This window comes from Haemophilus sp. SZY H8, assembly GCF_018829755.1.
Classification (GTDB): domain Bacteria; phylum Pseudomonadota; class Gammaproteobacteria; order Enterobacterales; family Pasteurellaceae; genus Haemophilus; species Haemophilus haemolyticus_K.
Genome location: NZ_JAHKJY010000001.1, coordinates 141,726 through 166,706, shown reverse-complemented (window position 1 = coordinate 166,706; position 24,981 = coordinate 141,726). Strand labels below are relative to the sequence as shown.

General features: G+C 38.6%; 22 protein-coding genes. 13 read left to right on the top strand and 9 right to left on the bottom strand.

What is annotated here, in order from left to right; all coding sequences use genetic code 11:
- Window positions 1–59: 59 nt before the first annotated feature.
- On the bottom strand, window positions 60–2,267 hold the full coding sequence (locus KKW16_RS00770; RefSeq protein ID WP_215767764.1) for a TonB-dependent siderophore receptor: 2,208 nt from the start codon (window positions 2,265–2,267) through the stop codon (window positions 60–62).
- Between the two features lie 181 nt (window positions 2,268–2,448).
- Here KKW16_RS00770 and truA point away from each other — a divergent pair, with 181 nt between their 5' ends.
- Window positions 2,449–3,246, top strand: a complete 798-nt coding sequence (truA, locus tag KKW16_RS00765) for a tRNA pseudouridine(38-40) synthase TruA (protein ID WP_140527634.1) — start codon at window positions 2,449–2,451, stop codon at window positions 3,244–3,246.
- Between the two features lie 54 nt (window positions 3,247–3,300).
- On the opposite strand, the gene dacB is transcribed toward truA, so the two are convergent.
- A complete protein-coding gene (gene dacB / locus KKW16_RS00760; protein ID WP_215767763.1) occupies window positions 3,301–4,740 on the bottom strand; it encodes a serine-type D-Ala-D-Ala carboxypeptidase in 1,440 nt (479 codons plus the stop codon).
- A gap of 163 nt (window positions 4,741–4,903) precedes the next feature.
- Between dacB and greA the strand changes: the two genes are divergently transcribed.
- A complete protein-coding gene (gene greA / locus KKW16_RS00755; protein WP_005628917.1) occupies window positions 4,904–5,380 on the top strand; it encodes a transcription elongation factor GreA in 477 nt (158 codons plus the stop codon).
- 38 nt (window positions 5,381–5,418) lie between these two features.
- On the opposite strand, the gene yhbY is transcribed toward greA, so the two are convergent.
- Window positions 5,419–5,718, bottom strand: a complete 300-nt coding sequence (yhbY, locus tag KKW16_RS00750) for a ribosome assembly RNA-binding protein YhbY (RefSeq protein WP_215767762.1) — start codon at window positions 5,716–5,718, stop codon at window positions 5,419–5,421.
- A gap of 126 nt (window positions 5,719–5,844) precedes the next feature.
- Here yhbY and rlmE point away from each other — a divergent pair, with 126 nt between their 5' ends.
- The 6 genes from rlmE to KKW16_RS00720 all read left to right on the top strand — a co-directional run bounded on the left by rlmE (window position 5,845) and on the right by KKW16_RS00720 (window position 11,990).
- Window positions 5,845–6,474 (top strand): 23S rRNA (uridine(2552)-2'-O)-methyltransferase RlmE, encoded by a 630-nt coding sequence (gene rlmE / locus KKW16_RS00745; RefSeq protein ID WP_005637911.1) that lies wholly within the window; start codon window positions 5,845–5,847, stop codon window positions 6,472–6,474.
- A gap of 89 nt (window positions 6,475–6,563) precedes the next feature.
- Window positions 6,564–8,456: an ATP-dependent zinc metalloprotease FtsH gene (ftsH, locus tag KKW16_RS00740; RefSeq protein WP_215767903.1), complete on the top strand. Its 1,893-nt coding sequence runs from the start codon at window positions 6,564–6,566 to the stop codon at window positions 8,454–8,456.
- Window positions 8,457–8,591: 135 nt separating this feature from the next.
- On the top strand, window positions 8,592–9,419 hold the full coding sequence (folP, locus tag KKW16_RS00735; protein ID WP_215767761.1) for a dihydropteroate synthase: 828 nt from the start codon (window positions 8,592–8,594) through the stop codon (window positions 9,417–9,419).
- 37 nt (window positions 9,420–9,456) lie between these two features.
- Entirely contained in the window at window positions 9,457–10,791 is a 1,335-nt protein-coding gene (gene glmM / locus KKW16_RS00730) for a phosphoglucosamine mutase (RefSeq protein WP_215767760.1), read from the top strand.
- 58 nt (window positions 10,792–10,849) lie between these two features.
- Window positions 10,850–11,329, top strand: a complete 480-nt coding sequence (gene sixA / locus KKW16_RS00725; protein ID WP_215767759.1) for a phosphohistidine phosphatase SixA — start codon at window positions 10,850–10,852, stop codon at window positions 11,327–11,329.
- 235 nt (window positions 11,330–11,564) lie between these two features.
- Entirely contained in the window at window positions 11,565–11,990 is a 426-nt protein-coding gene (locus tag KKW16_RS00720) for a hypothetical protein (RefSeq protein ID WP_139989985.1), read from the top strand.
- Between the two features lie 62 nt (window positions 11,991–12,052).
- Here KKW16_RS00720 and KKW16_RS00715 read toward each other — a convergent pair whose 3' ends face one another.
- Genes KKW16_RS00715 through moeA form a run of 3 tightly spaced genes read right to left on the bottom strand, consistent with a single transcriptional unit; the run spans window position 12,053 to window position 14,343 of the window.
- Window positions 12,053–12,373: an HI1450 family dsDNA-mimic protein gene (locus tag KKW16_RS00715; protein WP_179222760.1), complete on the bottom strand. Its 321-nt coding sequence runs from the start codon at window positions 12,371–12,373 to the stop codon at window positions 12,053–12,055.
- Window positions 12,374–12,393: 20 nt separating this feature from the next.
- On the bottom strand, window positions 12,394–13,125 hold the full coding sequence (gene moeB / locus KKW16_RS00710; RefSeq protein WP_215767758.1) for a molybdopterin-synthase adenylyltransferase MoeB: 732 nt from the start codon (window positions 13,123–13,125) through the stop codon (window positions 12,394–12,396).
- A 3-nt stretch (window positions 13,126–13,128) separates the two neighbouring features.
- A complete protein-coding gene (gene moeA / locus KKW16_RS00705) occupies window positions 13,129–14,343 on the bottom strand; it encodes a molybdopterin molybdotransferase MoeA (protein ID WP_215767757.1) in 1,215 nt (404 codons plus the stop codon).
- Between the two features lie 149 nt (window positions 14,344–14,492).
- Between moeA and folE the strand changes: the two genes are divergently transcribed.
- Window positions 14,493–15,149 carry a GTP cyclohydrolase I FolE gene (folE, locus tag KKW16_RS00700; RefSeq protein WP_140578816.1) on the top strand — a complete coding sequence of 219 codons (657 nt, stop codon included), beginning with the start codon at window positions 14,493–14,495 and terminating at the stop codon, window positions 15,147–15,149.
- Window positions 15,150–15,197: 48 nt separating this feature from the next.
- Here folE and KKW16_RS00695 read toward each other — a convergent pair whose 3' ends face one another.
- Together KKW16_RS00695 and fumC are read right to left on the bottom strand one after the other, a co-directional pair.
- On the bottom strand, window positions 15,198–15,806 hold the full coding sequence (locus KKW16_RS00695; protein WP_215767756.1) for a chalcone isomerase family protein: 609 nt from the start codon (window positions 15,804–15,806) through the stop codon (window positions 15,198–15,200).
- A 127-nt stretch (window positions 15,807–15,933) separates the two neighbouring features.
- Window positions 15,934–17,328: a class II fumarate hydratase gene (gene fumC / locus KKW16_RS00690; RefSeq protein ID WP_005626500.1), complete on the bottom strand. Its 1,395-nt coding sequence runs from the start codon at window positions 17,326–17,328 to the stop codon at window positions 15,934–15,936.
- A gap of 234 nt (window positions 17,329–17,562) precedes the next feature.
- On the opposite strand from fumC, the gene KKW16_RS00685 reads away from it, so the two are divergent.
- The 4 genes from KKW16_RS00685 to valS all read left to right on the top strand — a co-directional run bounded on the left by KKW16_RS00685 (window position 17,563) and on the right by valS (window position 21,585).
- A complete protein-coding gene (locus KKW16_RS00685) occupies window positions 17,563–17,997 on the top strand; it encodes a DNA polymerase III subunit chi (RefSeq protein ID WP_215767755.1) in 435 nt (144 codons plus the stop codon).
- Between the two features lie 7 nt (window positions 17,998–18,004).
- Window positions 18,005–18,319 (top strand): N(4)-acetylcytidine aminohydrolase, encoded by a 315-nt coding sequence (gene yqfB / locus KKW16_RS00680; protein ID WP_215767754.1) that lies wholly within the window; start codon window positions 18,005–18,007, stop codon window positions 18,317–18,319.
- Window positions 18,309–18,647 carry a hypothetical protein gene (locus tag KKW16_RS00675; protein ID WP_215767753.1) on the top strand — a complete coding sequence of 113 codons (339 nt, stop codon included), beginning with the start codon at window positions 18,309–18,311 and terminating at the stop codon, window positions 18,645–18,647. Before yqfB ends, KKW16_RS00675 begins: the two co-directional genes overlap by 11 nt.
- 73 nt (window positions 18,648–18,720) lie before the next feature.
- Window positions 18,721–21,585: a valine--tRNA ligase gene (gene valS, locus KKW16_RS00670; RefSeq protein ID WP_215767752.1), complete on the top strand. Its 2,865-nt coding sequence runs from the start codon at window positions 18,721–18,723 to the stop codon at window positions 21,583–21,585.
- A gap of 132 nt (window positions 21,586–21,717) precedes the next feature.
- Here the strand turns inward: valS and KKW16_RS00665 are convergent, their stop codons facing one another.
- On the bottom strand, window positions 21,718–24,897 hold the full coding sequence (locus KKW16_RS00665; protein ID WP_215767751.1) for a type I restriction endonuclease subunit R: 3,180 nt from the start codon (window positions 24,895–24,897) through the stop codon (window positions 21,718–21,720).
- Window positions 24,898–24,981: the final 84 nt, after the last annotated feature.

Below are 24,981 nucleotides of genomic sequence, written 5' to 3'. Positions count from 1 at the left end.
TCCTATAAAAAATGAAAATCCCCTATTCCTATATAGAGATAGGGGATATATTTTATGAATTAAAAGCTGAATTTTGCGCTTAATACAACTTCACGCGGTGAACCTATAGATAAGTGTTCCATTGTGGCTGTGGTATGAGAGACAAAATAACGTTTATTAGTAAGGTTTTTGCCTGTTAAACGTAAATTAAGATCTTGCTTGCCAAGTTTTACGTCATAAGAAATAAAGGCATTATAAAGCGTAGCAGATGGTATTTTGAACCAAGTCGCTTGACCATTATTGATATAGTTAAATCCCCAACTTCCTTGATATTCAGCACCAGCACCCGTACGCCAATGACCACCTAAGAAGTGACCCCAATCGTAGATTAATGTTAATCCTGCAAGATGTCTTGGTGTACTATCAAAATCAGTACCTATATTTTGTGGTTCAGCATCATCACGCAATACTTTTGTTTTAGTATAAGTATAATTGGCTGAAATTGTTAGTTTGTCAGTTAGCTTGCCATTAATATCAATTTCGATACCTTGAGAACGATCTTTGCCTGCAATTTTAATAACATTTTCATTTGTAGCAGGATCTTTATAGCGTTTTGCGGTGTTATCTTTAATTATATGGAATAAAGCTAGGTTAGCACTTAACCATTCATTATTGTATTTGGTTCCAATTTCAAATTGACGACTTGTTTCAAGTTTGATTTTTTCACCTTTGTAATCCCAGCTACGAGAGGGATTAGGTTTAGCTGACGTACCTACATTTCCATAAATAGACCAGTCAGGTGTAATTAAGTGAACTAAACCTAATTGTGGTAAAAGGGCAAAACCACTGTCATTATTACGGAATTTTTGATTTTCGCGTCCTTGTCCTGATTTTATTTGATGCCATTGTGCCCGAACACCACCAGAAACAATCCATTTGTCACCCAAATAGATTGCATCCTGCACGACTAAACTAAGAGTTTTATATTGTTCTAACATATCGCTAGTTCGTACATCTGTTTTTGACGATGCCTGCCCATTAATCACCTGTGTTGAATTATATTCTGGGGTATCAATAGACATTGTATGTGTTCCGCTACGGCGTAAATCGCCAATCGTTAACTGATATTTTTGTAGTTCAACAGCTGTACGTAATTGGTGAGTAACGGAAGGGGATTGTTCTATAATCCCAATAGCAGATAAATTCAAACTATTATTTACTGCATCGGACGGATTTGTGCTGTCAATTCGTCGTGTTACCTTTCTGGTTTTGGCATCATATTTTGTAATACGAGCTTGCCAATCAGAATAATGATTTTTTGCATATCCATAATCTGTTTTCAGAGTCCAATTCGGGTTTAATTTATGTTCAGCATTAAATTGAATGGTATGAGAGTAACCTGTTGTTACATTGATTGGATCATCTAATCTTCTTTCTAATGGAATATCAACAGGTTTGCCATAATTTGGGTTATGGTTAAGCCCAACTTTTTTATTTGTATCAATGAAAATACCGCGATCAAAATCACCTTTATAATCTTGATATTCATAAGACAAGGTTAATTTTGTTGAATCATTTTTCCAGGATAGAGATGGTGCAATGATTGTTTCTTTATTTTCCCCAAAATTACGCCAAGAATGTTTTTTCTTGTGATCAGCAACGATGCGATAAGCGAATCCAGTATCAGCAATGGGGCCTGTAACATCAATGCCAAAATTACGGCTATAATTTGAACCGTAACTTGTATCTAATGTTGTTTTATGCCCTTCATATGAAGGTTTTTTAGTTACAACGTTAATTACGCCGCCTGGATTTTGCATGCCATATAATACTGAAGCGGGGCCTTTTAGTACTTCAACTCGTTCTACGTTAGCATTAAAGTTACGTGCTAGTGGACTTGCAAGTCCGTTACGCATAATAGAACCATCACGATTTCCACCGTAGCCACGGCGTTTTACTGTATCAAGTGTACCTGCTAAATTATTACCTTGACTTAAACCACTAATTCCTTTTACTGCGTCTTCTAAAGTACTTGGCTGTTTATCTTGTAATTGTTCTTGTGTCACAATATCAATACTATAAGGTGTATCAATAATTGATGAATTTACGCCCGTAATTTCAGTGCGTTCAGCCTTATAGCCTTTTTCATTAACAAGTTTTGTAATGACTTCAATACCTTCTAATGTGTGTTCATTAGTTGAATATTCTTTTGCATTTACATTAGCTACAAACGAAACCGAAACTCCGGCAAAAAGTGCGGTGTAAATTAGGCTTAATTTAAATTTCATAAAATGCTTCCGTAGATTAGATATAGGTAAAAAGAGGCGCGAGTATATCTAAAAGGTTAATTTATATCAATGGTAATTGTTATCATTTAATAAAAAATATGTTTATTCTTACATAATGAAATTTGCGTACCCTATAAAGTTGCGTTACCATAATTTCACTCTATCAAAAATAAGGCATAAGATGAAAATCGCATTAGGTATTGAATATCAAGGCACAAATTATTACGGCTGGCAACGTCAAGAAAATGTGCGTAGCATACAAGAACAACTTGAAAACGCGCTTTCCATTATTGCCAATGAAAAAATTGAAATTTTTTGTGCTGGGAGAACTGACTCAGGGGTGAGCGGAACAGGGCAGGTCGTACATTTTGAAACCAGTGCAGTACGCCCTGATAAAGCATGGACATTCGGGACAAATGCGAATTTACCTGATGATATTGCGGTTACTTGGGCAAAAAAAGTTGATGATGAATTTCATGCGCGTTTTTCAGCGATGGCTCGTCGATATCGCTATATTCTTTATTGTAACAAATTACGGTCTGCTATTTTACACGGAGGAATTACGCATTGTTATTTAGATCTTGATGCAGAAAAAATGCATCAAGCTGGTCAGTATTTACTAGGCGAGCATGATTTTTCCTCTTTTCGTGCCGCACAATGTCAATCAAACACGCCGTGGCGTAATGTTCATCACTTATCAGTTACTCGAATTGGGCAATATATTATTGTGGATATTCAAGCCAATGCTTTTGTGCATCATATGGTCCGTAATATTGTTGGGAGTTTGATTGAAGTTGGTGCAGGTAAAGAATCAATTGAATGGATGAAATGGCTACTAGAGCAAAAAAATCGTCAGCTTGCGGCACCAACTGCAAAACCTGATGGACTATATTTAGTAGATGTAATTTATCCTGAAAAATTTGGCATTCCTAAAAGCCATTTAGGACCATTATTTTTAGGTAATGAGTATGTTAAATAATTAAAAAAACACCGCACTTTGTCATTTTAAGTGCGGTGTTTTTTAGAAGGTTTATTAATATTTATAGATTTCGTTGTATAAGCCACTCTCAAATTGTACTAATGGTGCTCGTTTTGTTTTGCTTTCCAAATCGCCTGTTGAGTAGCCATTAATAAATTGAACAAAGGCCACTTTTTCTCCTCGAGCGTTTGTCATAAAGCCGGCTAGGTTATAAACCCCTTTCAAAGAGCCGGTTTTAGCAATAACATTTTTTACTAATGGCGGGCTAATTAATCCACCTCGCCCACTGATCGTGCCATCTACACCTGCGATGGGGAAAGTTTCCATTAAATGTAATTTATCTTCGTTTTTGGCGATGTATTCTAAAACGGATAGCATCGTTTTAGGTGCTACAAGATTATGGCGAGACAGACCTGAACCATCGGCTAAAATACTGTTTCCAAAACGAATTCCTTGTTTTTGTAATATGGACTTAATCGCTAATGTGCCTAATTGAAAGGATGCTGGGCGTTTATAGTAATTGAATGCCACAGCTCGGAACAATGAATCAGCAATCTGGTTATCCGATTTTTTCATCATTTTTTTCAATAAATCGGGTAATGGTTTGGATAAATGTTTCGCTAATAACTGACCTTGTTGTGGTTTTTGTGGCAACATGACTTTGCCATTAAATTCAATACCTAATTGTCTTAATTGTCGTTGAATAATCGCAGCTGCATAAGCATCTGTATCTTGTACGGCAAAGCTTAAGCCAAAAGGTTTAGATTGACGTGCTAAACATCCTTTTACTTGATAACGATTATTGTCGTGTACAACAACATCGAGCTGACAATAAGGCGCTTCATTGCTATCCGCTACATAAACTTGTCCAAACACTTGAATTGGAAATTGTGCAGGCACATTGATTTTTACTGTTTCACCTGGATTTTGATTGGCATCTAGTTCCGCATAGAAACAGTTATTATCAATATTCGCAGCAGATGGGGGAGAGTTGAAACACATGGTCAGATCGTTCCAAATCCAACCTAATCCTCGGTCGTGACTCGAAAAAACAGATGTATCTAATACTAAATCGCCATTAATTTTTTTGATACCTTGTTTTTTTAATTCTGCAAGTAAGGTATAAAGTTGGCCACTTGTGAGATCTGGATCGCCTGTGAAACGCACGATTAAGTGACCCTCTAAATTCCCATTTTGAATTTTCCCATTACTCAAAAGCGCGGTCTCAAATTGGAATTGATCGCCTAATGCAAGTTTAGCAGCAACAGCTGTAAAAACTTTTTGTGTACTCGCAGGAAGCATAAAGGTTGAGCCATTATAATCCGCAATAATTTGGTTTTGATTTATATTTTTTGCGATAAAACCTACGCTAGATCCTTCGGGCAATTGTTGTGTCAAGTCTGAAACATTAATGTTTGCGAAGGTTGGAAGGCTAAAGCTTACGGAAAGTAAAAAGGAGCCAAGTGCGGTGGAAATTGAAGATAATTTTTTCATATTAGGTTTGTTATGGTTGCTATTTTTTTTTAGACGAACAATAATAAGCCCCGAATGAAATTGAGTAAATCATTTTCTCATTTCAAGTTTATTTTTAATAATACTGCGGCAAGATTTTAGGGTTTTGCCGTGGTTTTTGTTTTATTTAGTAAAAGGAAAAACAATGCAACAAATTCCAATGACTGTGCGTGGCGCAGAACAATTACGTGAAGAATTGGATTTCTTAAAAAATGTACGTCGTCCTGAAATTATTAAAGCGATAGCAGAAGCCCGTGAGCACGGTGATTTAAAAGAAAATGCAGAATATCATGCAGCTCGTGAGCAACAAGGTTTTTGTGAAGGTCGTATTCAAGAGATTGAAGGTAAACTTGGTAATGCTCAAGTTATTGATGTCACAAAAATGCCAAATAACGGTAAAGTTATTTTTGGTGCAACAGTTGTGCTTGTAAATACTGATACAGACGAAGAAGTTACTTATCGTATTGTGGGCGATGATGAAGCGGACATTAAATCGGGTTTGATTTCGGTTAATTCTCCCATTGCACGAGGTTTAATTGGTAAAGAATTAGATGATACCGTTAATATTACAACGCCTGGCGGTGTCGTTGAGTTTGATATTATTGAAGTGAATTATATTTAAATAAAAAAGTGCGGTTAAAAATGACCGCACTTTTGTTGTTATTTGCGTGGAAGCTGAATTTTTGCTTCTTCGCTTGGGCGATAAAGCACCAAAATATGCCCGATGGTTTGTACTTGTTCAGCTTTGGTTTCACGCACAATCGCATCGATAATAAGTTGTTTTGTTTCGCGATCTGCACCAGCAACTTTTACTTTAATGAGTTCGTGATGATTAAGTGCATTTTCAATTTCAGCAAGTACGCCTTCGGTTAAGCCATTTCCACCAAGCATAACGACTGGGTTAAGATGGTGCGCAAGACCTTTTAAAAATTGTTTTTGTTTGGTTGATAAGGTTGTCATAAGGATTCCTAATTAAAAAGAGCGGTTGATTTTCTCAATGTTTTTCACTGATTTCAATCAGCCTCGGCTTGAATTTGGCAGATTGTAACCAAATATAAGCAAAACTACTACCAAAAATAGAAGATTATGGGAAAGAAAAAACGTTCAGCGAGTTCTTCTCGCTGGCTAAATGAACATTTTAGTGATCAATTTGTGCAAAAAGCGCATAAGCAAAAGTTGCGTTCACGCGCTTATTTTAAGATTGATGAAATTCAGCAAACGGATAAATTATTTAAACAAGGAATGACTGTGGTCGATCTCGGCGCAGCACCGGGCGGTTGGTCGCAATATGTGGTGGGGCAAATTGGTGGCAAAGGTCGAGTGATTGCTTGTGATATTTTAGAAATGGATCCCATTGTAGGTGTTGATTTTCTGCAAGGCGATTTTCGTGATGAAAATGTTTTGAATGCTTTATTAGCGCGCGTAGGCGAAGATAAAGTTGATGTGGTAATGTCTGATATGGCACCAAATTTTAGTGGAATGCCATCAGTAGATATTCCACGCGCAATGTATTTGGTCGAGCTTGCTTTAGATATGTGTAAACAGGTTTTGGCAACCAAAGGAAGCTTTGTTGTTAAAGTTTTCCAAGGTGAAGGCTTTGATGAATATTTAAGAGAAATTCGTTCTTTATTTAATGTGGTGAAAGTGCGTAAGCCTGAAGCATCACGCGGACGCTCTCGTGAAGTATATATTGTGGCGACAGGCTATAAAGGCTAATTGCTTTGATAGCTTTTCATCGCTAATGATGTGTAGTATCTTGTAAAAAATTTTTTAACTTAGGAAAGGTAGGTTAGACTTTGAACGATATGGTCAAAAATCTGGTGCTTTGGGTGGTAGTAGCGGTCATTATGATGACGGCATACCAAAGTTTCAATTCATCTTCAGTAGAAAATTCTACTGATTATACAACCTTTGTTTACGATGTAAGCAACGGACAGGTGACAGAAGCGCGTTTTGATGCCAATGAAATTACGGTAACGAAAACGGATGGATCTAAATATTCAACCGTAATGCCCCCACTTGAAGATAAAAAATTGCTTGATGATTTATTAAGCAAAAAAGTGAAGGTGGAAGGTACGCCATTTGAAAAACGTGGTTTCTTATCCCAAATTTTAATTTCTTGGTTCCCAATGTTATTCCTTGTTGGTGTATGGGTATTCTTTATGCGCCAAATGCAAGGTGGTGGCGGCAAGGCGATGAGCTTTGGTAAAAGCCGCGCCAAAATGCTGAATCAAGATCAGATTAAGGTGACTTTTGCGGATGTCGCTGGTTGCGATGAAGCAAAAGAAGAAGTGGGTGAAATCGTTGATTTCTTGCGTGATCCGAATAAATTCCAAAACTTGGGTGGTAAAATTCCAAAAGGTATCCTGATGGTAGGGCCTCCAGGTACTGGTAAAACCTTACTTGCTCGTGCTATCGCAGGGGAGGCAAAAGTTCCATTCTTCACTATTTCAGGTTCTGATTTCGTAGAAATGTTTGTGGGTGTTGGTGCATCACGTGTACGTGATATGTTTGAACAGGCTAAGAAAAATGCACCTTGCTTAATCTTTATTGATGAAATCGATGCTGTGGGTCGTCAACGCGGTGCAGGTTTAGGTGGTGGACATGATGAACGTGAACAAACCTTAAACCAAATGCTCGTTGAAATGGATGGGTTTAGCGGTAATGATGGTGTAATTGTTATTGCAGCGACTAACCGTCCAGATGTACTTGATCCAGCTTTAACTCGTCCAGGCCGTTTTGACCGACAAGTTGTTGTTGGCTTGCCTGATGTAAAAGGTCGTGAGCAAATCTTAAAAGTACATATGCGTAAAGTGCCTGTAGCGCAAGATGTTGATGCAATGACATTAGCGCGTGGTACGCCGGGCTATTCTGGTGCAGATTTAGCAAACTTAGTGAATGAGGCAGCTTTGTTTGCTGCTCGAGTGAATAAACGTATGGTAACCATGCTTGAGTTTGAAAAAGCAAAAGACAAAATCAATATGGGGCCAGAGCGTCGTACCATGATTATGACGGATAAGCAAAAAGAGTCTACTGCTTATCATGAAGCAGGCCATGCGATTGTGGGTTATTTAGTACCTGAACATGATCCTGTACACAAAGTGACTATTATTCCTCGTGGTCGTGCGTTGGGTGTGACATTCTTCTTGCCTGAAGGTGATCAAATCAGTATTAGCCAAAAACAATTAGAAAGTAAGCTTTCTACCTTGTATGCGGGTCGTTTGGCAGAAGATTTAATTTATGGTGAAGAAAATATCTCAACGGGTGCATCAAATGATATTAAAGTAGCGACTAATATCGCGCGTAATATGGTGACGCAATGGGGATTCTCTGACAAATTAGGTCCGATTCTTTATACGGAAGATGAGGGCGAGGTTTTCTTAGGTCGTTCAATGGCGAAAGCAAAACATATGTCAGATGAAACCGCTCATGCAATTGATGAAGAAGTTCGTGCAATTGTAAATCGTAACTATGCGAGAGCAAGACAGATTTTGATCGACAATATGGATATTCTTCATGCGATGAAAGATGCATTAGTCAAATATGAAACCATTGAAGAAGAACAAATCAAACAATTGATGAATCGTGAACCAGTCACACCGCCATCTGGATGGGAAGAGCACACAGGGCAAGCTGCTTATGTAAATAGCAGTAATGCTCAAAGTGCGGGTGAAAATTCGGTAGATTCTAATTCCTAATCAACTCTCTAATCAACTATCTAATCAACAAGGCCTTTCCTCGGAAAGGCTTTATTTTTCCCTAATGATTTTTTTCTTCAGCGTATTCCGTTATAATCGCCCGATTAAAATTAATCTAAAAATCCACCGCACTTTATGAAAATTTACGTGAACAATAAATGTCTTGATTTAAGCGTGCCCCAAATTATGGGGATCCTTAATTTTACGCCTGATTCTTTTTCTGATAGCGGACAGTTTTTTAGCTTGGATAAAGCGCTTTTTCAAGTTGAAAAAATGTTGGAAGAAGGTGCGGCAATTATTGATATTGGTGGTGAATCTACGCGCCCTAATGCAGATGAAGTCTCTGAACAAGAAGAATTACATCGTGTTGTGCCAGTAGTGGAGGCTGTGCGAAGCCGTTTTGATTGCTGGATTTCTGTCGATTCTTCAAAAGCAGTTGTGATGCGTGAAGCGGCAAGTGTTGGAATGGATTTGATTAATGATATTCGTGCTTTGCAAGAACCAAATGCGTTAGAAACTGCAGTAAAACTAGCTTTACCTGTTTGCATTATGCATATGCAAGGTCAACCTAGAACGATGCAGACAAATCCTCATTATGAAAATGTCGTACAAGATGTATTAGCTTTTTTACAGAAACGCACTAATGAATGTCTTTCTGCTGGTATTAAAAAAGAAAACTTAATTTGGGACATGGGATTTGGTTTTGGTAAGTCTGTACAGCATAATTATCAATTATTACAAAATCTGAATGAATTTTGTCATAGCGGATATCCAGTGTTAGCGGGATTATCTCGCAAATCAATGATTGGCGCTGTGCTTGATAAGCCCGTCGATCAGCGAGTGATAGGTAGTGCGGCAGGTGCGCTTATTGCAGCGCAAAAAGGTGCAAAAATTTTACGCGTACATGATGTTGCAGCAACATCAGATATGCTCAAAGTTTGGCAGGCAACAGAAAATGCCTGATGGTTTTATAACTATAAAAAATTAAAGGAATTTTATTATGGCAAATCGTAAATATTTTGGAACAGATGGTGTACGTGGAAAAGTGGGTACTTATCCAATCACACCAGATTTCGCATTAAAATTAGGCTGGGCTGCAGGAAAAGTATTGGCTTCTCAAGGTTCGAAAATGGTTTTAATTGGTAAAGATACCCGAATTTCTGGATACATGTTGGAATCAGCCCTTGAAGCAGGTTTGGCTGCCGCGGGTTTATCTGCTGCATTTACTGGTCCTATGCCTACACCTGCTATTGCTTATTTAACCAGAACTTTCCGTGCTGAAGCGGGGATTGTGATCTCAGCCTCTCATAATCCTTATTATGATAATGGCATTAAATTCTTTTCAGCAAAAGGCACTAAATTACCTGATGAAATTGAAGAAGCAATTGAAGCGATGTTAGAGCAACCGATGGATTGTGTGGAATCTGCCGAATTAGGTAAAGCAAGCCGTATTAATGATGCAGCAGGACGCTACATTGAGTTTTGTAAAGGCACATTTCCAGCCCACTTAGGCTTGGAAGGTTATAAGATCGTGGTAGATTGTGCAAATGGTGCAACCTATCATATTGCTCCTAACGTGTTGAGAGAGCTTGGTTCGGAAGTCATTGAAATTGGTACAGATCCAAATGGTTTGAACATTAATGAAAAATGTGGCGCAACGGATGTGACAGCATTGCAAGCGAAAGTAGTTGAAATGAAAGCTGACGTTGGCTTAGCTTATGATGGCGATGGTGACCGCATTATGATGGTCGATCATTTAGGAAATAAAGTTGATGGCGACCAAATTCTCTTTATTATTGCACGTGAAGCATTGCGCTCAGGCCAATTAAAAGGCGGTGTCGTTGGCACATTAATGAGTAATATGAGCTTAGAGATTGCGTTGAAAATGCTTGGCGTTCCTTTCTTACGTGCAAATGTGGGCGACCGTTATGTATTGGAAAAAATGGTTGAAAACGATTGGACGCTTGGTGGTGAGAATTCTGGACATATTATCATTGCGGATAAGAATACAACGGGTGACGGCATTGTTGCGTCATTGGCTGTATTGGCGGCGATGGCACAGCATAAATTATCATTAAATGAATTAGCGAGTGCGGTTAAATTATTCCCACAAGTGTTAATCAATGTACGTTTTGCGGGTGGGGATAATCCACTTGAAAGTGACGCTGTAAAATCTGTTGCCGCAGACGTTAAAAAACGTTTAGAAGGCAAAGGTCGTATTTTATTGCGTAAATCGGGTACGGAACCACTTATTCGCGTTATGGTGGAATGCCAAGACGCTGAACTTGCACAACAATGTGCAGAAGAAATTGCAGAAGCAGTTAAATCTCATTAATTTTTTAACCGCACTTTATTTAGTGCGGTTTATTTTTATCAAATACTTAGGAAAGCAAATGAATATTTTTATTATGCGTCATGGCGAGGCTGAAGTAATGGCTAATAGTGATAAAGCTCGTCGCTTAACTGCTTATGGTATTAAACAAGCCTTTAGTCAGGGGCAATGGTTAAGAAAACAGTTAGAGTTAGCTACGCCAGATCGTATTATTATTAGCCCTTATGTGCGAGCACAAGAAACCTTTGAGCAGGTAAATCAGGCTTTTAATGGTGAACTATCATCAAAAATAGAAATTTGGGACGGTGTTACACCTTATGGCCATGCAGAAATGGTGACGGATTATTTTTCTGTATTGCGTAATGAAGGTATAAAATCTATATTTATTATTTCTCATTTACCTTTAGTCGGTGAAATTGTAGCGGAGCTCTATGGAAAGCGAAATCCAATCAGTTTTTACCCAGCGACTATTGCATATTTAAATTGGTCTGGACAATATGCAAAAATTCTCATGTATAAAAATGCAGATGCATTGATCTAATTGTGTTATTAATAATCAAATTAATGGTTATTTATCTTTACAAAAAATAAATATTTTCCATGGAGCTTTATAAATATGCTTTATTTATCAATTGGTTAGTTTTATTTTTGTTTGTAAAGATTTTTAAAGAAATGTAAATTTTTATTTTACCTATTTCCTTTTTAAGAAATATGCGTAAACTACGCCACACAAAGCAATAGGGCTTTGCAAAATGAATACTAGATGGAGATTTATCATGAAAAAATTAGCATTAGCTGCATTAGTGTTGGGTTCAACGGTCGCTTTAACCGGTTGTTTTGATAAAGATGAGGCAGCACAAAAAGTTGCAGAGGCAAAACAAGCGGCAACTTCAGCTGTTACGGATGTGAAAGAAGCTGCAACTAATGCTGCAGCAGATGTAAAAACTACTGCACAACAAGCTGTATCTGATGTGAAGGATATGGCGAGCAACGCTGTAGATTCTGCAAAATCAGCGGCAGCAGAAAAAATAGCTGAAACTAAAGATGCAGCTATGGCTAAAGTTGAAGATGCGAAGAATGTGGCAATGGAAAAAGTTGAACAAGCCAAAAATGCAGCATCTTCAAAAATGGAAGAAATGAAACAATCTATAGGTGAAAAAGCGAATCAGACAATTGATGCGGTGAAAGAAGCTGCTAAATAATTCTGTGATTAAATAGAAAAATCCCTATTGTGAATTCAATAGGGATTTTTTAGTATTTGATATTATTTTTTCCAGATAACATGAAATTCACGATTTTCTTCTCGATGAGAAATTAAAAATTTTGCAAATATATCGTCCATTTCATCTTGATTGTTTACTAATCCAACCCAAATCTCGGCATATTCATTCGGATCTATGAGTACGCCAATTTCGTCTTCCCAGTTATCGGCAGTTTCTACAAACTCAACACCTCCTCGTTCTTCAAATTGTAGGTTGAAGAGAAGGATATCGGCAGGATCAAGATTTTCACTTGCCATTTCTAGAAAAATATCGTACGCAATATCAATTGCTGTATCAGGATCAAGTTTTTTGATTTCAGTCATCATAAAATATTCTCATAAAACTAAGGGTTATTTATTGGTAATTTTATTTCTCGAATGTTCATTGAAAAGCCATCAATAATGAGTAATCTACCACATAAATTCTTGCCAATTTTTAAACGTACTTTAATTGCTTCTAATGCTTGAATAGAACCAACAATCCCAACAATTGGGGCTATTACTCCTGCTTCTACACAACTTAATATATTCTGCCCAAATAATTTACTTAGTTCACGATAGGTTGGTGTATTTGATTCATAGGTAAAGACTGAAATCTGGCCTTCCATTCGGATTGCCGCACCAGAGATTAAGGGAATGTGAGCTTTCTCGCATTGGCGATCAAGTTGATTGCGAATATCGACGTTATCAGTGCAATCTAAGACAAGATCAAAGTGCGGTATTAATTCGGCCAGTTTTTCTTCGGTTAGTTTTGCATTTATTGTTTGAATATCAATATGTGGGTTAAGCTGTTCTAGAGCTATTTTAGCAGATTCAACTTTTGGCATATTCAGTCTAGCATCACAATGAAGCACTTGACGTTGTAGATTGGAAAGTGAAACATGGTCAAAATCTAATAGGGTTAGGTGTCCTATACCTGAAGCGGCTAAATATTGACTAGCCGCACAGCCTAATCCACCTAAACCTACAATGAGAATTTTGCTCTCTTTTAGTTTTTCTTGTCCTTCAAAATCAATCGATTTAAGAATGATTTGCCGGTTATATCGTAGCTCTTCTTCGTAATTTAATTCAGTCATAGGCTACCCCAATAAATGATTGAAGAGTTCTATGGTTACACGTTCACCTGCTGATACATTGCCACGCTCTTGTTCTAATACAATAAAACAATTACTTTTTATGAATGCACTAAATAAGTGAGATCCTTGAAACCCAACAGACTTAACCTCAATTTGTCCTTGTGAGTTGATGTGATAAAAACCTCGTTGGAAATCTAAGCGACCAGGCGCTTTTTTTAAGTTTGTTGAAGCAATTGCTGAAAAACGTGCTGGATTTTTCCATCGTTTTTGACCTTGCAATTTTGCAATAAGGGGCTGAACGAGTTGATAAAAAGTCACAAGTGCAGAGACAGGGTTACCAGGTAAGCCACAAAACCATGCATTTTCTAGTTTACCAAAAGCAAAAGGTTTACCAGGTTTAATGGCAAGTTTCCAGAAATTAATTTCACCTACTTTTTCTAATACTGTTTTAGTGAAATCTGCTTCTCCAACAGATACCCCACCACTGGTAATCACTAAATCAGCCTGCTTTTGTGCAGATATAAAGGCTTTTTCAAATTCAGCCTCATTGTCTGGTAATAATCCTAAATCAATAACTTCACAATGAAGTTTTTCTAGCAGTAATTTTACGGTGAATCGATTTGTATCGTAAATCTGTCCAATTTGTAACGGTTTACCTACCTCGACAAGTTCGTCCCCAGTGGAAAGTATGGCCACTTTTAATCGATGATAACATTTTACTTCTGAGATACCTAAAGAAGCTAATAATGGTAAAGAAACAGCATTTAATTCATCACCTTGTGTTAATACTATATCCCCTTTTTTAACATCCTCTCCAATACGACGAATATTTTGATTGATTTTAGGTAATTCAGAGAAGGTGATTGTTCCGTCTTCATTTATGTTGACTTGTTCTTGCATTACGACAGCATCAGCGCCTTCAGGAATCATTGCCCCAGTCATAATTCTTATTGCACTCTGGGCAGGCCATGAGCCTTGAAATGGTATTCCTGCAAAGGATTTACCTGCAACAGAAAGGGTCAGTGATTTTTCTAAATCAGCTAAACGTACAGCATAGCCATCCATAGCAGAATTATCGAAAGAAGGGACATTAATAGGGGAAATAACATCTTCTGCACAAATTCTATTAGCGGCTTGTTGTAAATTAAGTGTTTCAATTTGTGTAGGAAAGGAGAGCTGTTCTAGCATATTATTACGGGCTTGATCCAACGTGAGCATAGAGATTCCTTAATTAAAGTAAAATTTAAAGTATTGTAGTCTGAAAAATCTTAAAACTAAAGATTTCATTTTACTTAGTGATTTTTCTCATTTTGCGTTCGCTTTATCCTTTGTTAGAATAACGCATTATTTTTTTAGGAAAGACTGTTATGACCGATATTTCACAAGATGCAATAAGTGTGCGCAATGCTTTAATTGCTAAGGGCATTGAAACGCCGATGATAGATCTAAATCAATGTAAGGAAGTACGTCGCTTAGGTATTGCAAAACATATGCATGAAGTGATGAAATTAATTGGATTGGATTTGCGAGATGATAGTCTTGAAGAAACACCTAATCGTTTGGCAAAAATGTTTATTGATGAGATTTTTAGTGGAATGGATTATGCAAATTTCCCTAAAATGACGAAAATTAAAAACCAAATGAAAGTGAGCGAAATGGTGCAGGTTAATGATATTACATTGACGAGTACTTGTGAGCATCACTTTGTGACGATTGATGGTAAAGTTTGTGTAGCATACTATCCAAAAGATTGGGTTATTGGTCTTTCGAAGATTAATCGTATTGTGTCGTTTTTTGCACAGCGTCCACAGGTACAAGAAAGGCTAACAGAACAACTTCTCACAGCTTTTCAAACTATTTTAGAAACAGAGGATGTCGCCGTTTATATTAAGGCAACACACTTTTGTGTGAAAGCGCGGGGAATTAAAGATACAAATAGTTATACTATTACCTCTGCTTATGGAGGCGTATTTTTAAAAGATCGTGATACGCGTAAAGAATTTCTGGCTACTATTCAAAAATAAAATGGAAATAAAATCGCCGCACTTTTTGACAAAAGGCGGCGTTTTTATTTATCCAAAAGATTTTTTCTCTTGATTTAACAGATAGTTTGGCGGTAGTTCAGGCGTAGAATCTTGTTCATCAAAGGATTCAATTTCAGGTTTGAGATAAAATTCAGCCGCTTCATGATTGCTTTTTGTTTTGCCTAATAATTGTGGCTGAAGTTTTACAAAAGTGCTATTCGGTGCAAGCCAGATGCCGATAAACGCTTGATTAAATTTAGCATCAAAATCATGTTCCAAAACAGTATCATTTAATACAAAGTAGCCTCTATCTGGTAAGGCAATATAGTTCAAGATATCGTTTGGTGAGAAATCAGGAAATGTGGATTGCATTTCTTTAAGCCAGCTTTGAGTATCGCCATCATTAAGTTTTAAGGTTTCGATTTCTTTAATAAGCGTAATCGCAAAATTTTTTCCTTCAATGGGTTTTTCATATTTGAAAGAGAGCATTAATGGGCGTTCATTTTCTTGATAAGTACCCGTTTCGGAAAATAAACCAATGGTATAAACATGGAACGGCCCCCAAGTGTATTCGGCATTTCCGATGGGTTGCCAATGAGCAAAAGGTGCGGCAGAAAAAAACGTTATCATTGCCACAAAAAGGGATTTCATTTTCATAATAAATTGCCGTGAGTAAAATTGTGTTGATTATAACAAACCGCATCAAAAAACAAATGAGAAACGAGTAAAAAGGCGAGTAATTTTACTCGCCTTTAATATTACTGATGTTAATTTGTGCGGTGAATTATTTTAGGCTACCCACCATATCTTCTGGGCGAACCCATTTATCAAAATCTTCGGCAGAAACTAAACCTAAATTAATTGCTTCTTCACGCAATGTTGTGCCATTTTTGTGCGCCGTTTTTGCAATTTTAGCCGCGTTTTCATAGCCAATATGCGTATTAAGTGCGGTCACCAACATCAATGAATTTTCAAGTTGCTGTTTAATTCGTGGATAGTTTGGTTCAATACCCACTGCACAGTGTTCGTCGAAAGATACGCAAGCATCACCCAATAATTGAGCTGATTGTAAGAAGTTTGCAATCATCACAGGGTTGAACACATTTAATTGGAAATGACCTTGTGATCCCACAAATGCGATGGTCGTGTCGTTACCAAATACTTGTGCACAGACCATTGTCATCGCTTCGCATTGAGTTGGGTTTACTTTACCCGGCATAATTGAAGAACCCGGTTCATTTTCAGGAATTAAAATTTCACCAATTCCCGAACGAGGGCCTGATGCTAATAGACGAATATCGTTCGCAATTTTAAATAAACTCATTGCTAATTGACGTAATGCACCGTGAGTTTCAACAATCGCATCATGAGCGGCTAATGCTTCAAATTTATTATCTGCGGTGACAAACGGAAGTGCAGTGAATTTTGCAATGTAATCTGCCACTTTCACATCATAGCCTTTCGGCGTGTTCAAACCTGTGCCAACCGCGGTACCACCCAATGCCAATTGGCTTAAATGTGGAAGGGTGTTTTTTAATGCTTTTAAGCCGAAATCTAATTGAGCCGCATAAGCCGAAAATTCTTGGCCTAACGTGAGTGGCGTTGCATCCATTAAGTGAGTGCGGCCAATTTTTACCACGTTTTTGAAGGCTTCAGATTTTGCAGCAAAAGTTTTTTGTAAACGTTCAACGCAAGGAATGGTGTGCTCAACTACTTTTTTATATGCCGCAATGTGCATTGCCGTTGGGAAAGTATCATTTGAAGATTGTGATTTGTTCACATCATCATTTGGGTGAATAATAGATTTTTCACCTAATTTTCCACCGTTTAACACATGCGCACGATTGGCAACCACTTCATTCACATTCATATTAGATTGTGTGCCAGAACCAGTTTGCCAAATAACGAGTGGGAATTGATCATCTAATTTATTTGCTAAAATTTCGTCACAAGCCTGAGCAATTAAATCACGTTTTTCAAGAGGTAATACACCTAAATCATGATTAGCAAATGCGGCTGCTTTTTTCAGATAGCCAAAAGCTTCGATAATTTCATGTGGCATTGATGCGGCAGGACCAATTTTAAAGTTATTGCGTGAACGTTCAGTTTGTGCAGCCCAGTATTTATCTGCTGGAACTTGAACTTCACCCATTGTGTCTTTTTCAATACGAAATGCCATTCTGTACTCCTATTAATTGAATGAAAATTAAAACTGAATTGATTTTAACACTTCCGAGTTATGAGTGGAACGTAACAAAAACGTTAAAAATCAGTTTTGTGACATAGATCATAAAAGTGCGGTGGATTTCCACACATTTGTAATAATGTATATTTAATTATTTATTTTTTAGGGTTTTTTCGTTAGAATTTCAACCTTTTTATAGGGCTAGATTGAGAAAATAACGGGGCTAAAATGGCAAAAACTGCGCAATTTTACATTCTTACGGAAGATTGTACTCTAACTGTAGAAGAAATTGCCTGTAATCTTGCTGCCTCAATATGGCGCTCAGGGAAAAAAGTATTAATTAGCTGTGAAAATGAGGCTCAAGCGCTAGAGATTGACGAGCGTTTGTGGCAACGAGATCCCAATGAATTTGTTCCACATAATTTATCGGGTGAAGCCACACAATATCCCACACCGATTGAGATTTCATGGCTTGGGAAACGAAATTTGCAACGCCGTGATGTGTTAATTAATTTGCAACAAGAAATCCCAGATTTTAGCCATAGTTTTACCCAACTTATTGATTTTGTTCCAAAAGATGATGTCTTAAAAACACAAGCCCGAGAACGCTATAAACAATTACGTCTGCAAGGTTGGAATCTTTCTACTGAAAACGTGGGTTAATAAATAAATGAACGATATTACCTTTTATCAACGCTTTGAAGCCGATATTCTCGCAGGGCGTAAAACCATTACCATTCGAGATAAATCCGAAAGCCATTTTAAAGCAGGCGACATTTTGCGTGTGGGGCGGTTTGAAGATAATCAATATTTCTGCACTATTGAAGTGTTAAGTGTTTCGCCGATTACTTTTGATGAACTGACAGAACAACATGCGAAGCAGGAAAATATGGGATTGGAAGAATTGAAAGAGGTGATTCGGGGGATTTATCCGAGGGAAGAACAGTTTTATGTAATAGAATTTGGGGCACTCTATGTTAAATAAATTAGATAGGAATTTAAAAAAATTAATGGGAATTATTGCTCTTGTATCTTCTCTTTTAGGGATGGCGGGAGGATATATTCAAGGATTAGTAAGCCTTAATAATTCAGTTTCGGAACTTAATAATTTGAAACGCGAATATTCTATTATTAGTCAAAAATTAACATTAACTGATTCATTAAAAGATAATGCGAGTATCAGTTCTGAAATAAATTATTATAAACAACTATTGAAAGAGCAATGTTTTAATGATCCAAGATTTAATGATGGTTGCCGGTCATTTGATGAAAAATTATTTAAATTACAAGATAAGTTAAAACTTATTCAGTAGGTTAAAATTTTAGTTATTTTTTGATTGATTACTCAGTGGGATAAATCCCATTTTACACAAAGAGAAAAAATAAATGACACAAAAATTCGAAATGGCAGACCGATTCAACCCGTCTGCGGTAGAACAAGCCCTTTATCAACATTGGGAAGAGAGCGGTTATTTTAAACCGTCGGAAAATGAAAACGCTCCGAGCTATTGCATTGCAATTCCGCCTCCGAACGTAACAGGTTCTTTACATATGGGGCACGCTTTCCAACAAACCTTAATGGATACCTTAATCCGTTTTAACCGTATGGAAGGGCATAACACCTTATGGCAAGCAGGAACAGACCACGCGGGTATTGCAACCCAAATGGTGGTGGAACGTAAAATTGCGGCTGAAGAAGGCAAAACACGCCACGATTATGGTCGTGAAGCGTTTATCAACAAAATTTGGGATTGGAAAGCCTATTCAGGCGGCACAATCAGCCAACAAATGCGTCGTTTAGGTAACTCAATCGACTGGGAACGCGAGCGTTTCACTATGGACGAGGGATTATCCAATGCAGTAAAAGAAGTGTTTGTGCGCTTACACGAAGAAGGTTTGATTTACCGTGGCAAACGCTTAGTAAACTGGGATCCAAAACTTCATACGGCGATTTCTGATTTAGAAGTAGAAAACAAAGAGAGCAAAGGTTCGCTTTGGCATTTCCGATATCCGTTAGCTAACGGTGCTAAAACGGCGGATGGTAAAGATTACTTAGTGGTGGCAACTACGCGTCCAGAAACTATGTTGGGCGATACGGCGGTGGCGGTGCATCCTGAAGATGAACGCTACAAAGATTTGCAAGGTAAGACTGTAATTCTACCGCTTGCCAACCGTGAAATTCCGATTATTGCCGATGAATATGTGGATCGTGAATTCGGTACTGGTGTGGTAAAAATTACCCCTGCGCACGACTTTAACGACTACGAAGTAGGTAAACGTCACAGCTTGCCAATGGTTAATGTATTAACTTTAAATGCAGATATTCGTGATGAAGCCGAAATTATCGGTACTGACGGCAAACCACTTGCGGGTTATGAAGCGATGATTCCTGCGGATTTCCGTGGTTTAGAGCGTTTTGCTGCACGTAAAAAAATCGTGGCAGATTTTGAAGCACTAGGTTTATTAGACGAAATTAAACCACACGATTTGAAAGTGCCTTATGGCGACCGTGGCGGCGTGCCGATTGAGCCGATGCTAACTGACCAATGGTATGTTAGCGTGAAACCGCTTGCTGATGTAGCAATCAAAGCAGTAGAAGACGGCGAAATCCAATTCGTACCGAAACAATATGAAAACCTTTACTTCTCTTGGATGCGTGATATTCAAGATTGGTGTATCTCTCGCCAACTTTGGTGGGGACACCGTATTCCGGCGTGGTATGATGCTGAAGGTAGCGTGTATGTCGCGCGCAACGAAGATGAAGTGCGGTCAAAATATAACTTAGATTCTGCGGTTGAACTCAAGCAAGATGAAGACGTGTTAGACACGTGGTTCTCATCTGGTTTATGGACATTCTCAACTTTAGGTTGGCCAGAGCAAACCAAAGAACTCAAAATGTTCCATCCAACGGATGTGTTAATCACGGGCTTTGACATCATCTTCTTCTGGGTTGCACGTATGATTATGTTTACGATGCACTTCGTGAAAGATGAAAACGGCAAACCACAAGTGCCATTCAAAACGGTGTATGTAACAGGCTTGATCCGTGATGAGCAAGGCCAAAAAATGTCGAAATCGAAAGGTAACGTACTTGACCCAATCGATATGATTGACGGTATCAGCCTTGAAGATTTACTTGAAAAACGTACTGGCAATATGATGCAGCCGCAATTGGCAGAGAAAATTGCTAAAGCAACGCGCAAAGAATTCGCTGAAGGTATTGCAGCTCACGGTACAGATGCATTACGTTTCACATTAGCGGCATTAGCTTCAAATGGTCGTGATATCAACTGGGATATGAAACGTTTAGAAGGCTACCGTAACTTCTGTAACAAATTATGGAATGCAAGCCGTTTCGTGTTAACGAATGAAAAATTGGATTTAAGCGAAGGCGAGATCGAATTCTCATTAGCCGATCGTTGGATTCAATCCGAATTCAATCGCACAGTGGAAACTTTCCGTAACTCATTAAGCCAATATCGTTTCGACCTTTGTGCTAACGCAATTTATGAATTTACCTGGAATCAATTCTGTGACTGGTATTTAGAATTGACTAAACCAGTATTTGCAAATGGCAATGCAGCACAAATCCGTGCGGCAAGCCAAACTTTGGTTCACGTGTTAGAAAAATTATTACGCTTAGCACATCCGCTCATTCCATTTATTACCGAAGAAATTTGGCAAAAAGTGAAAGGATTCGTGGGCATCACTGCAGACAGCATTATGTTACAACCTTTCCCACAAGTGGAAGAGAACGGCTTTGATCCTGAAGCAGAAGCTGAAATTGATTGGTTAAAAGAAGTGATTGTTGCAGTACGTAATATCCGTGCAGAAAGCAATATCGCACCAAGCAAAGGCTTAGATCTGTTATTCCGTAATTTAAGTGCAGAAAACGCAAAAATTCTCGAAAAACAGACCGCTCTTTTAAAAGCCATGGCGAAGTTAGACAACGTTCAAGTGTTAGCTGCAAACGAAACCGCACCGCTTGCGGTAGCGAAACTCGTCGGCAATGCGGAATTACTCGTGCCAATGGCTGGCTTTATCAATAAAGAAGCTGAGCTTGCGCGTTTAACTAAAGAGATTGAAAAATATCAAAACGAAGTTAAACGTATCGAAAACAAACTCAGCAACGAAGCTTTCGTGGCTAAAGCACCAGAAGCAGTGATTGCAAAAGAGCGAGAAAAACAAACAGAATACCAATCTGGATTAGAAAAAATCCAAGAGCAGTATAAAGCGATTGAGGCGTTGTAGTTTTTGATATTAAAAAACAGCTAATTTATTAAATATAGATTAGCTGTTTTTTTATTCATAATAAACTTTATTTAAGTGATATAAGATGTAAGGTTATTATTCATTCAAATTAAAGTGATTTTACTGTATAGATTAGAATCTAGTTAAATCCTCTGCAATTTCTTCAGCTTGTTTAATCACATAAGTTACTGCTTCTTCCTGTTTATCGGGGGGGTATTTGTAGCGTTGTAGGGCGCGTTTAATGAGAATACGCATTTTGGCTCGTACCGCCTCTTTGTATTGCCAGTCGATTGTGACCGATTTTCTAAGTGTTTCCGTGATTTCTTTCGCCAGTTTAGAAAGCACTTCATCCCCCATCAAATCTTTTGCACTTTGATTTTGAGATAGGGCTTCATAGAAAGCTAGTTCCTCCTTGGTTAATCCTAGTTTTTTCCCTAATGCTAAACGTTCTTGAAAATCTTGGCTCATTTTAAAGAGTTCCTCCAAAATCTCTAATACGCTCAAATTGTGGTTGTGGTATTGATTCAATGCTTCCTTCAAACGTTGTTCAAAATCTTTTTGCAAGGTTAAGTTTGAGCCTGATTTAACTTTAATTTCACTTGCTAAATAACGTTCCATTGCCGTAATCCATAAATTTTTAGTTGGGCTATTTTTAACAGTTTGTAAAAATTCCTCGGAAAGCAAGCTAATTTGTGGTTGTGGTTTTTCTAGCAGATCGAATAAATCAATCACGCCTTCAGAATACACAGTTTGATTAACCAGTTTTTTTAATAAAATCTGTCTTTCATTTGTGCCAGTGCCTTTTTGTTCACGTTTAGTTAAAATTGCCCGTACGGCATCATAAAAGGCGATTTCTTGATTATACGGCTCAACTTCAGTCAATGCGCCACACAACATATAGCCTTTTTTCACCAAACCCGCCGCTTTCAAAAAGGCTTTTTTGCGCGGCTCGGTTTCTTTTTTATTAAACCAATGTTGATCGTGCGCTTTGCCATCAAATGGTAATTGATCGAGGCTTAAAATATGATTGGCGGCAAACCGAATAGCCATCAAAAGAGCATTCGGATTATCTTTTTCTAAGGCCGTCTGAACATCAAAGGTTTTCCCTTCAACCGGCGTTGCAAACAGGCTACGGACGAACTCTAAATGCTCTTTCATTTTAAAGAACACATCAATCACGTTATCCGTCAGCTTGCCCTTGCCTTGCGAATTGGTGTATTGCTTGGTCGCTTCTTTGAGTTTTTCGGCAATGCCGACATAATCCACAATCAAGCCGCCATTTTCTCTGCTTTTATTACGGAATACACGGTTTACTCGGGCGATGGCTTGCATCAGGTTATGCCCTTGCATAGGCTTGTCGATATACATCGTATTACAGCAAGGCGCATCAAAGCCCGTCAGCCACATATCGCGCACAATCACCACTTTCAGCGCATCGTTCGGATCTTTAAAGCGGCGTTCAAGCGTTTGTTTTTCTTGTTTACTGTAAACGTGTTTCTGCATTTCTGGTGCATCAGAAGCAGAACCCGTCATCACAATTTTAATCGCCCCTTCGTTAATATTGTCCGAATGCCATTCAGGGCGCAGTTTGATGATTTCATTGTATAAATCCACGCAAATCTGACGGCTGGAAACCACCATCATCGCTTTGCTGTCCACCACTTCATTGCGTTTGGCAAAATGCTGCACAAAATCCGCGGCTAAATTAGCCAAGCGGGCTTGCGAACCCAGCAATTTTTCCTGCAAACGCAGGGCAGGGGATTGCTCCTCTTCCAGTAAATCATCAATTTCTTTGAATAGCTCATCGTGTTCTTTTTCGTTTAAGCGGATTTGGCGCGCTTCATACACAATCGGCACGGTTGCGCCATCTTCCACTGCATCTTGCAAGTCATAAATTGACACATAGCGACCGAACACATCTTGCGTGTCCTTATCTTCTAGGCTAATCGGCGTACCGGTAAAACCGATAAATGAAGCATTAGGCAGCGCATCGCGTAAATGGCGGGCGTAACCTGCCTGAAATTTGCCGTTATGCAATTTTTGCGTAAAGCCATATTGGCTGCGGTGTGCCTCATCGCTGATCACAATAATATTGCTGCGTTCATTTAAAACAGGGAAGCGGTTTTCTTCCTCATTTAGGGCGAATTTCTGAATCGTCGTAAAAAACACGCCGCCAACTTCATTTTGTGCGAGTAGTTGGCGCAGTTGATCGCGGTCTTCCACTTGTTGCGGTGTTTGTTTGATTAAATCTTTGCCTGAAGAAAAGGTTTGGAAAAGTTGACCGTCCAAATCGTTGCGGTCGGTGACCACCACAATCGTCGGATTTTTCAATTCAGGCTGCGCAAGCAGTTTGCCGGCATAAAACAACATGGAAATAGATTTACCAGAACCCTGCGTATGCCACATCACGCCAATGCGGCAGTCGCCTTTTTCTGAGGTCGCCCAAATGGTGGAATTTACCGCCTCATTTACGCCGTAATATTGATGGTAAGCTGCGATTTTTTTAATGGTTTTACCGTTGGAATCCCGCTCAAATAAGACGAAATAGCGGATATAGTCCAATAAATCCTCAGGCTTCAGCAAGCCATTAAGCAGGCTTTGTAATTCATCGTCAAAATATAACCGCGCGCTTTTATTTTTTTCATCGACCACTTTCCACGGCGTAAAGCGTTGGAAATCTGCCGAAAGCGAGCCCAAGCGTGCGGCAATACCGTCTGAAATAATTAAGGCTTGGTTGTAAACAAACAGCTCAGCAATTTCATCTTTATAGGTTTCAAACTGATTAAACGCCTGTAACAAATCCGCGGATTCACGCAACGGATTTTTGAGCTCAAATACCACTAACGGCAGACCATTGACAAAGCCGATAATATCAGGAATTCTCTTGCCCCCTTTACGGCTGCGGATTTCCAGCTGATTGACGGCAACAAAGCGGTTGTTTTCCCAATACTCAAAATCCACCAAGCGTGCCATCTCGATTTTTTGCTCATTTTGTCCGTTGCTATTGGGAGCCTGATATTCCACCCGCACGCCATCACGCAACAGTTTATAAAATGCCTGATTACGCACCACCAAGTCGCCAATATCACTTTTTGTCACCGATTTAACCACAGAGTCCACCGCACTTTCAGGCAGCTGCGGATTAAGCTTACGTACCGTCTCACGCAGTTGTTCAATAAAGACTACGCCGCTCAAATCGCCACGGGCAAACTTGCCTTCATGAATAGGCAAGTCTTTACCGTAACGATATTCCCAACCGAGGGATTGCAGGCGTTGAAGAGTGAGTTGTTCGATGTCGTTTTCATTGAGCATGATGTGTTCCTTAGTGTGTGGTTTAAATCTCCCCTAACCACTCTTTACGAAAGAGGGGAATGGTATTGCGCGTAGTTTTAGTTT

Excerpts from the sequence above, each read along its gene's own strand:
- KKW16_RS00770 (WP_215767764.1), bottom strand. The coding sequence starts at position 2,267 with ATGAAATTTAAATTAAGCCTAATTTACACCGCACTTTTTGCCGGAGTT.
- truA (WP_140527634.1), top strand. The coding sequence starts at position 2,449 with ATGAAAATCGCATTAGGTATTGAATATCAAGGCACAAATTATTACGGC.
- dacB (WP_215767763.1), bottom strand. The coding sequence starts at position 4,740 with ATGAAAAAATTATCTTCAATTTCCACCGCACTTGGCTCCTTTTTACTT.
- greA (WP_005628917.1), top strand. The coding sequence starts at position 4,904 with ATGCAACAAATTCCAATGACTGTGCGTGGCGCAGAACAATTACGTGAA.
- yhbY (WP_215767762.1), bottom strand. The coding sequence starts at position 5,718 with ATGACAACCTTATCAACCAAACAAAAACAATTTTTAAAAGGTCTTGCG.
- rlmE (WP_005637911.1), top strand. The coding sequence starts at position 5,845 with ATGGGAAAGAAAAAACGTTCAGCGAGTTCTTCTCGCTGGCTAAATGAA.
- ftsH (WP_215767903.1), top strand. The coding sequence starts at position 6,564 with ATGGTCAAAAATCTGGTGCTTTGGGTGGTAGTAGCGGTCATTATGATG.
- folP (WP_215767761.1), top strand. The coding sequence starts at position 8,592 with ATGAAAATTTACGTGAACAATAAATGTCTTGATTTAAGCGTGCCCCAA.
- glmM (WP_215767760.1), top strand. The coding sequence starts at position 9,457 with ATGGCAAATCGTAAATATTTTGGAACAGATGGTGTACGTGGAAAAGTG.
- sixA (WP_215767759.1), top strand. The coding sequence starts at position 10,850 with ATGAATATTTTTATTATGCGTCATGGCGAGGCTGAAGTAATGGCTAAT.
- KKW16_RS00720 (WP_139989985.1), top strand. The coding sequence starts at position 11,565 with ATGAAAAAATTAGCATTAGCTGCATTAGTGTTGGGTTCAACGGTCGCT.
- KKW16_RS00715 (WP_179222760.1), bottom strand. The coding sequence starts at position 12,373 with ATGACTGAAATCAAAAAACTTGATCCTGATACAGCAATTGATATTGCG.
- moeB (WP_215767758.1), bottom strand. The coding sequence starts at position 13,125 with ATGACTGAATTAAATTACGAAGAAGAGCTACGATATAACCGGCAAATC.
- moeA (WP_215767757.1), bottom strand. The coding sequence starts at position 14,343 with ATGCTCACGTTGGATCAAGCCCGTAATAATATGCTAGAACAGCTCTCC.
- folE (WP_140578816.1), top strand. The coding sequence starts at position 14,493 with ATGACCGATATTTCACAAGATGCAATAAGTGTGCGCAATGCTTTAATT.
- KKW16_RS00695 (WP_215767756.1), bottom strand. The coding sequence starts at position 15,806 with ATGAAAATGAAATCCCTTTTTGTGGCAATGATAACGTTTTTTTCTGCC.
- fumC (WP_005626500.1), bottom strand. The coding sequence starts at position 17,328 with ATGGCATTTCGTATTGAAAAAGACACAATGGGTGAAGTTCAAGTTCCA.
- KKW16_RS00685 (WP_215767755.1), top strand. The coding sequence starts at position 17,563 with ATGGCAAAAACTGCGCAATTTTACATTCTTACGGAAGATTGTACTCTA.
- yqfB (WP_215767754.1), top strand. The coding sequence starts at position 18,005 with ATGAACGATATTACCTTTTATCAACGCTTTGAAGCCGATATTCTCGCA.
- KKW16_RS00675 (WP_215767753.1), top strand. The coding sequence starts at position 18,309 with ATGTTAAATAAATTAGATAGGAATTTAAAAAAATTAATGGGAATTATT.
- valS (WP_215767752.1), top strand. The coding sequence starts at position 18,721 with ATGACACAAAAATTCGAAATGGCAGACCGATTCAACCCGTCTGCGGTA.
- KKW16_RS00665 (WP_215767751.1), bottom strand. The coding sequence starts at position 24,897 with ATGCTCAATGAAAACGACATCGAACAACTCACTCTTCAACGCCTGCAA.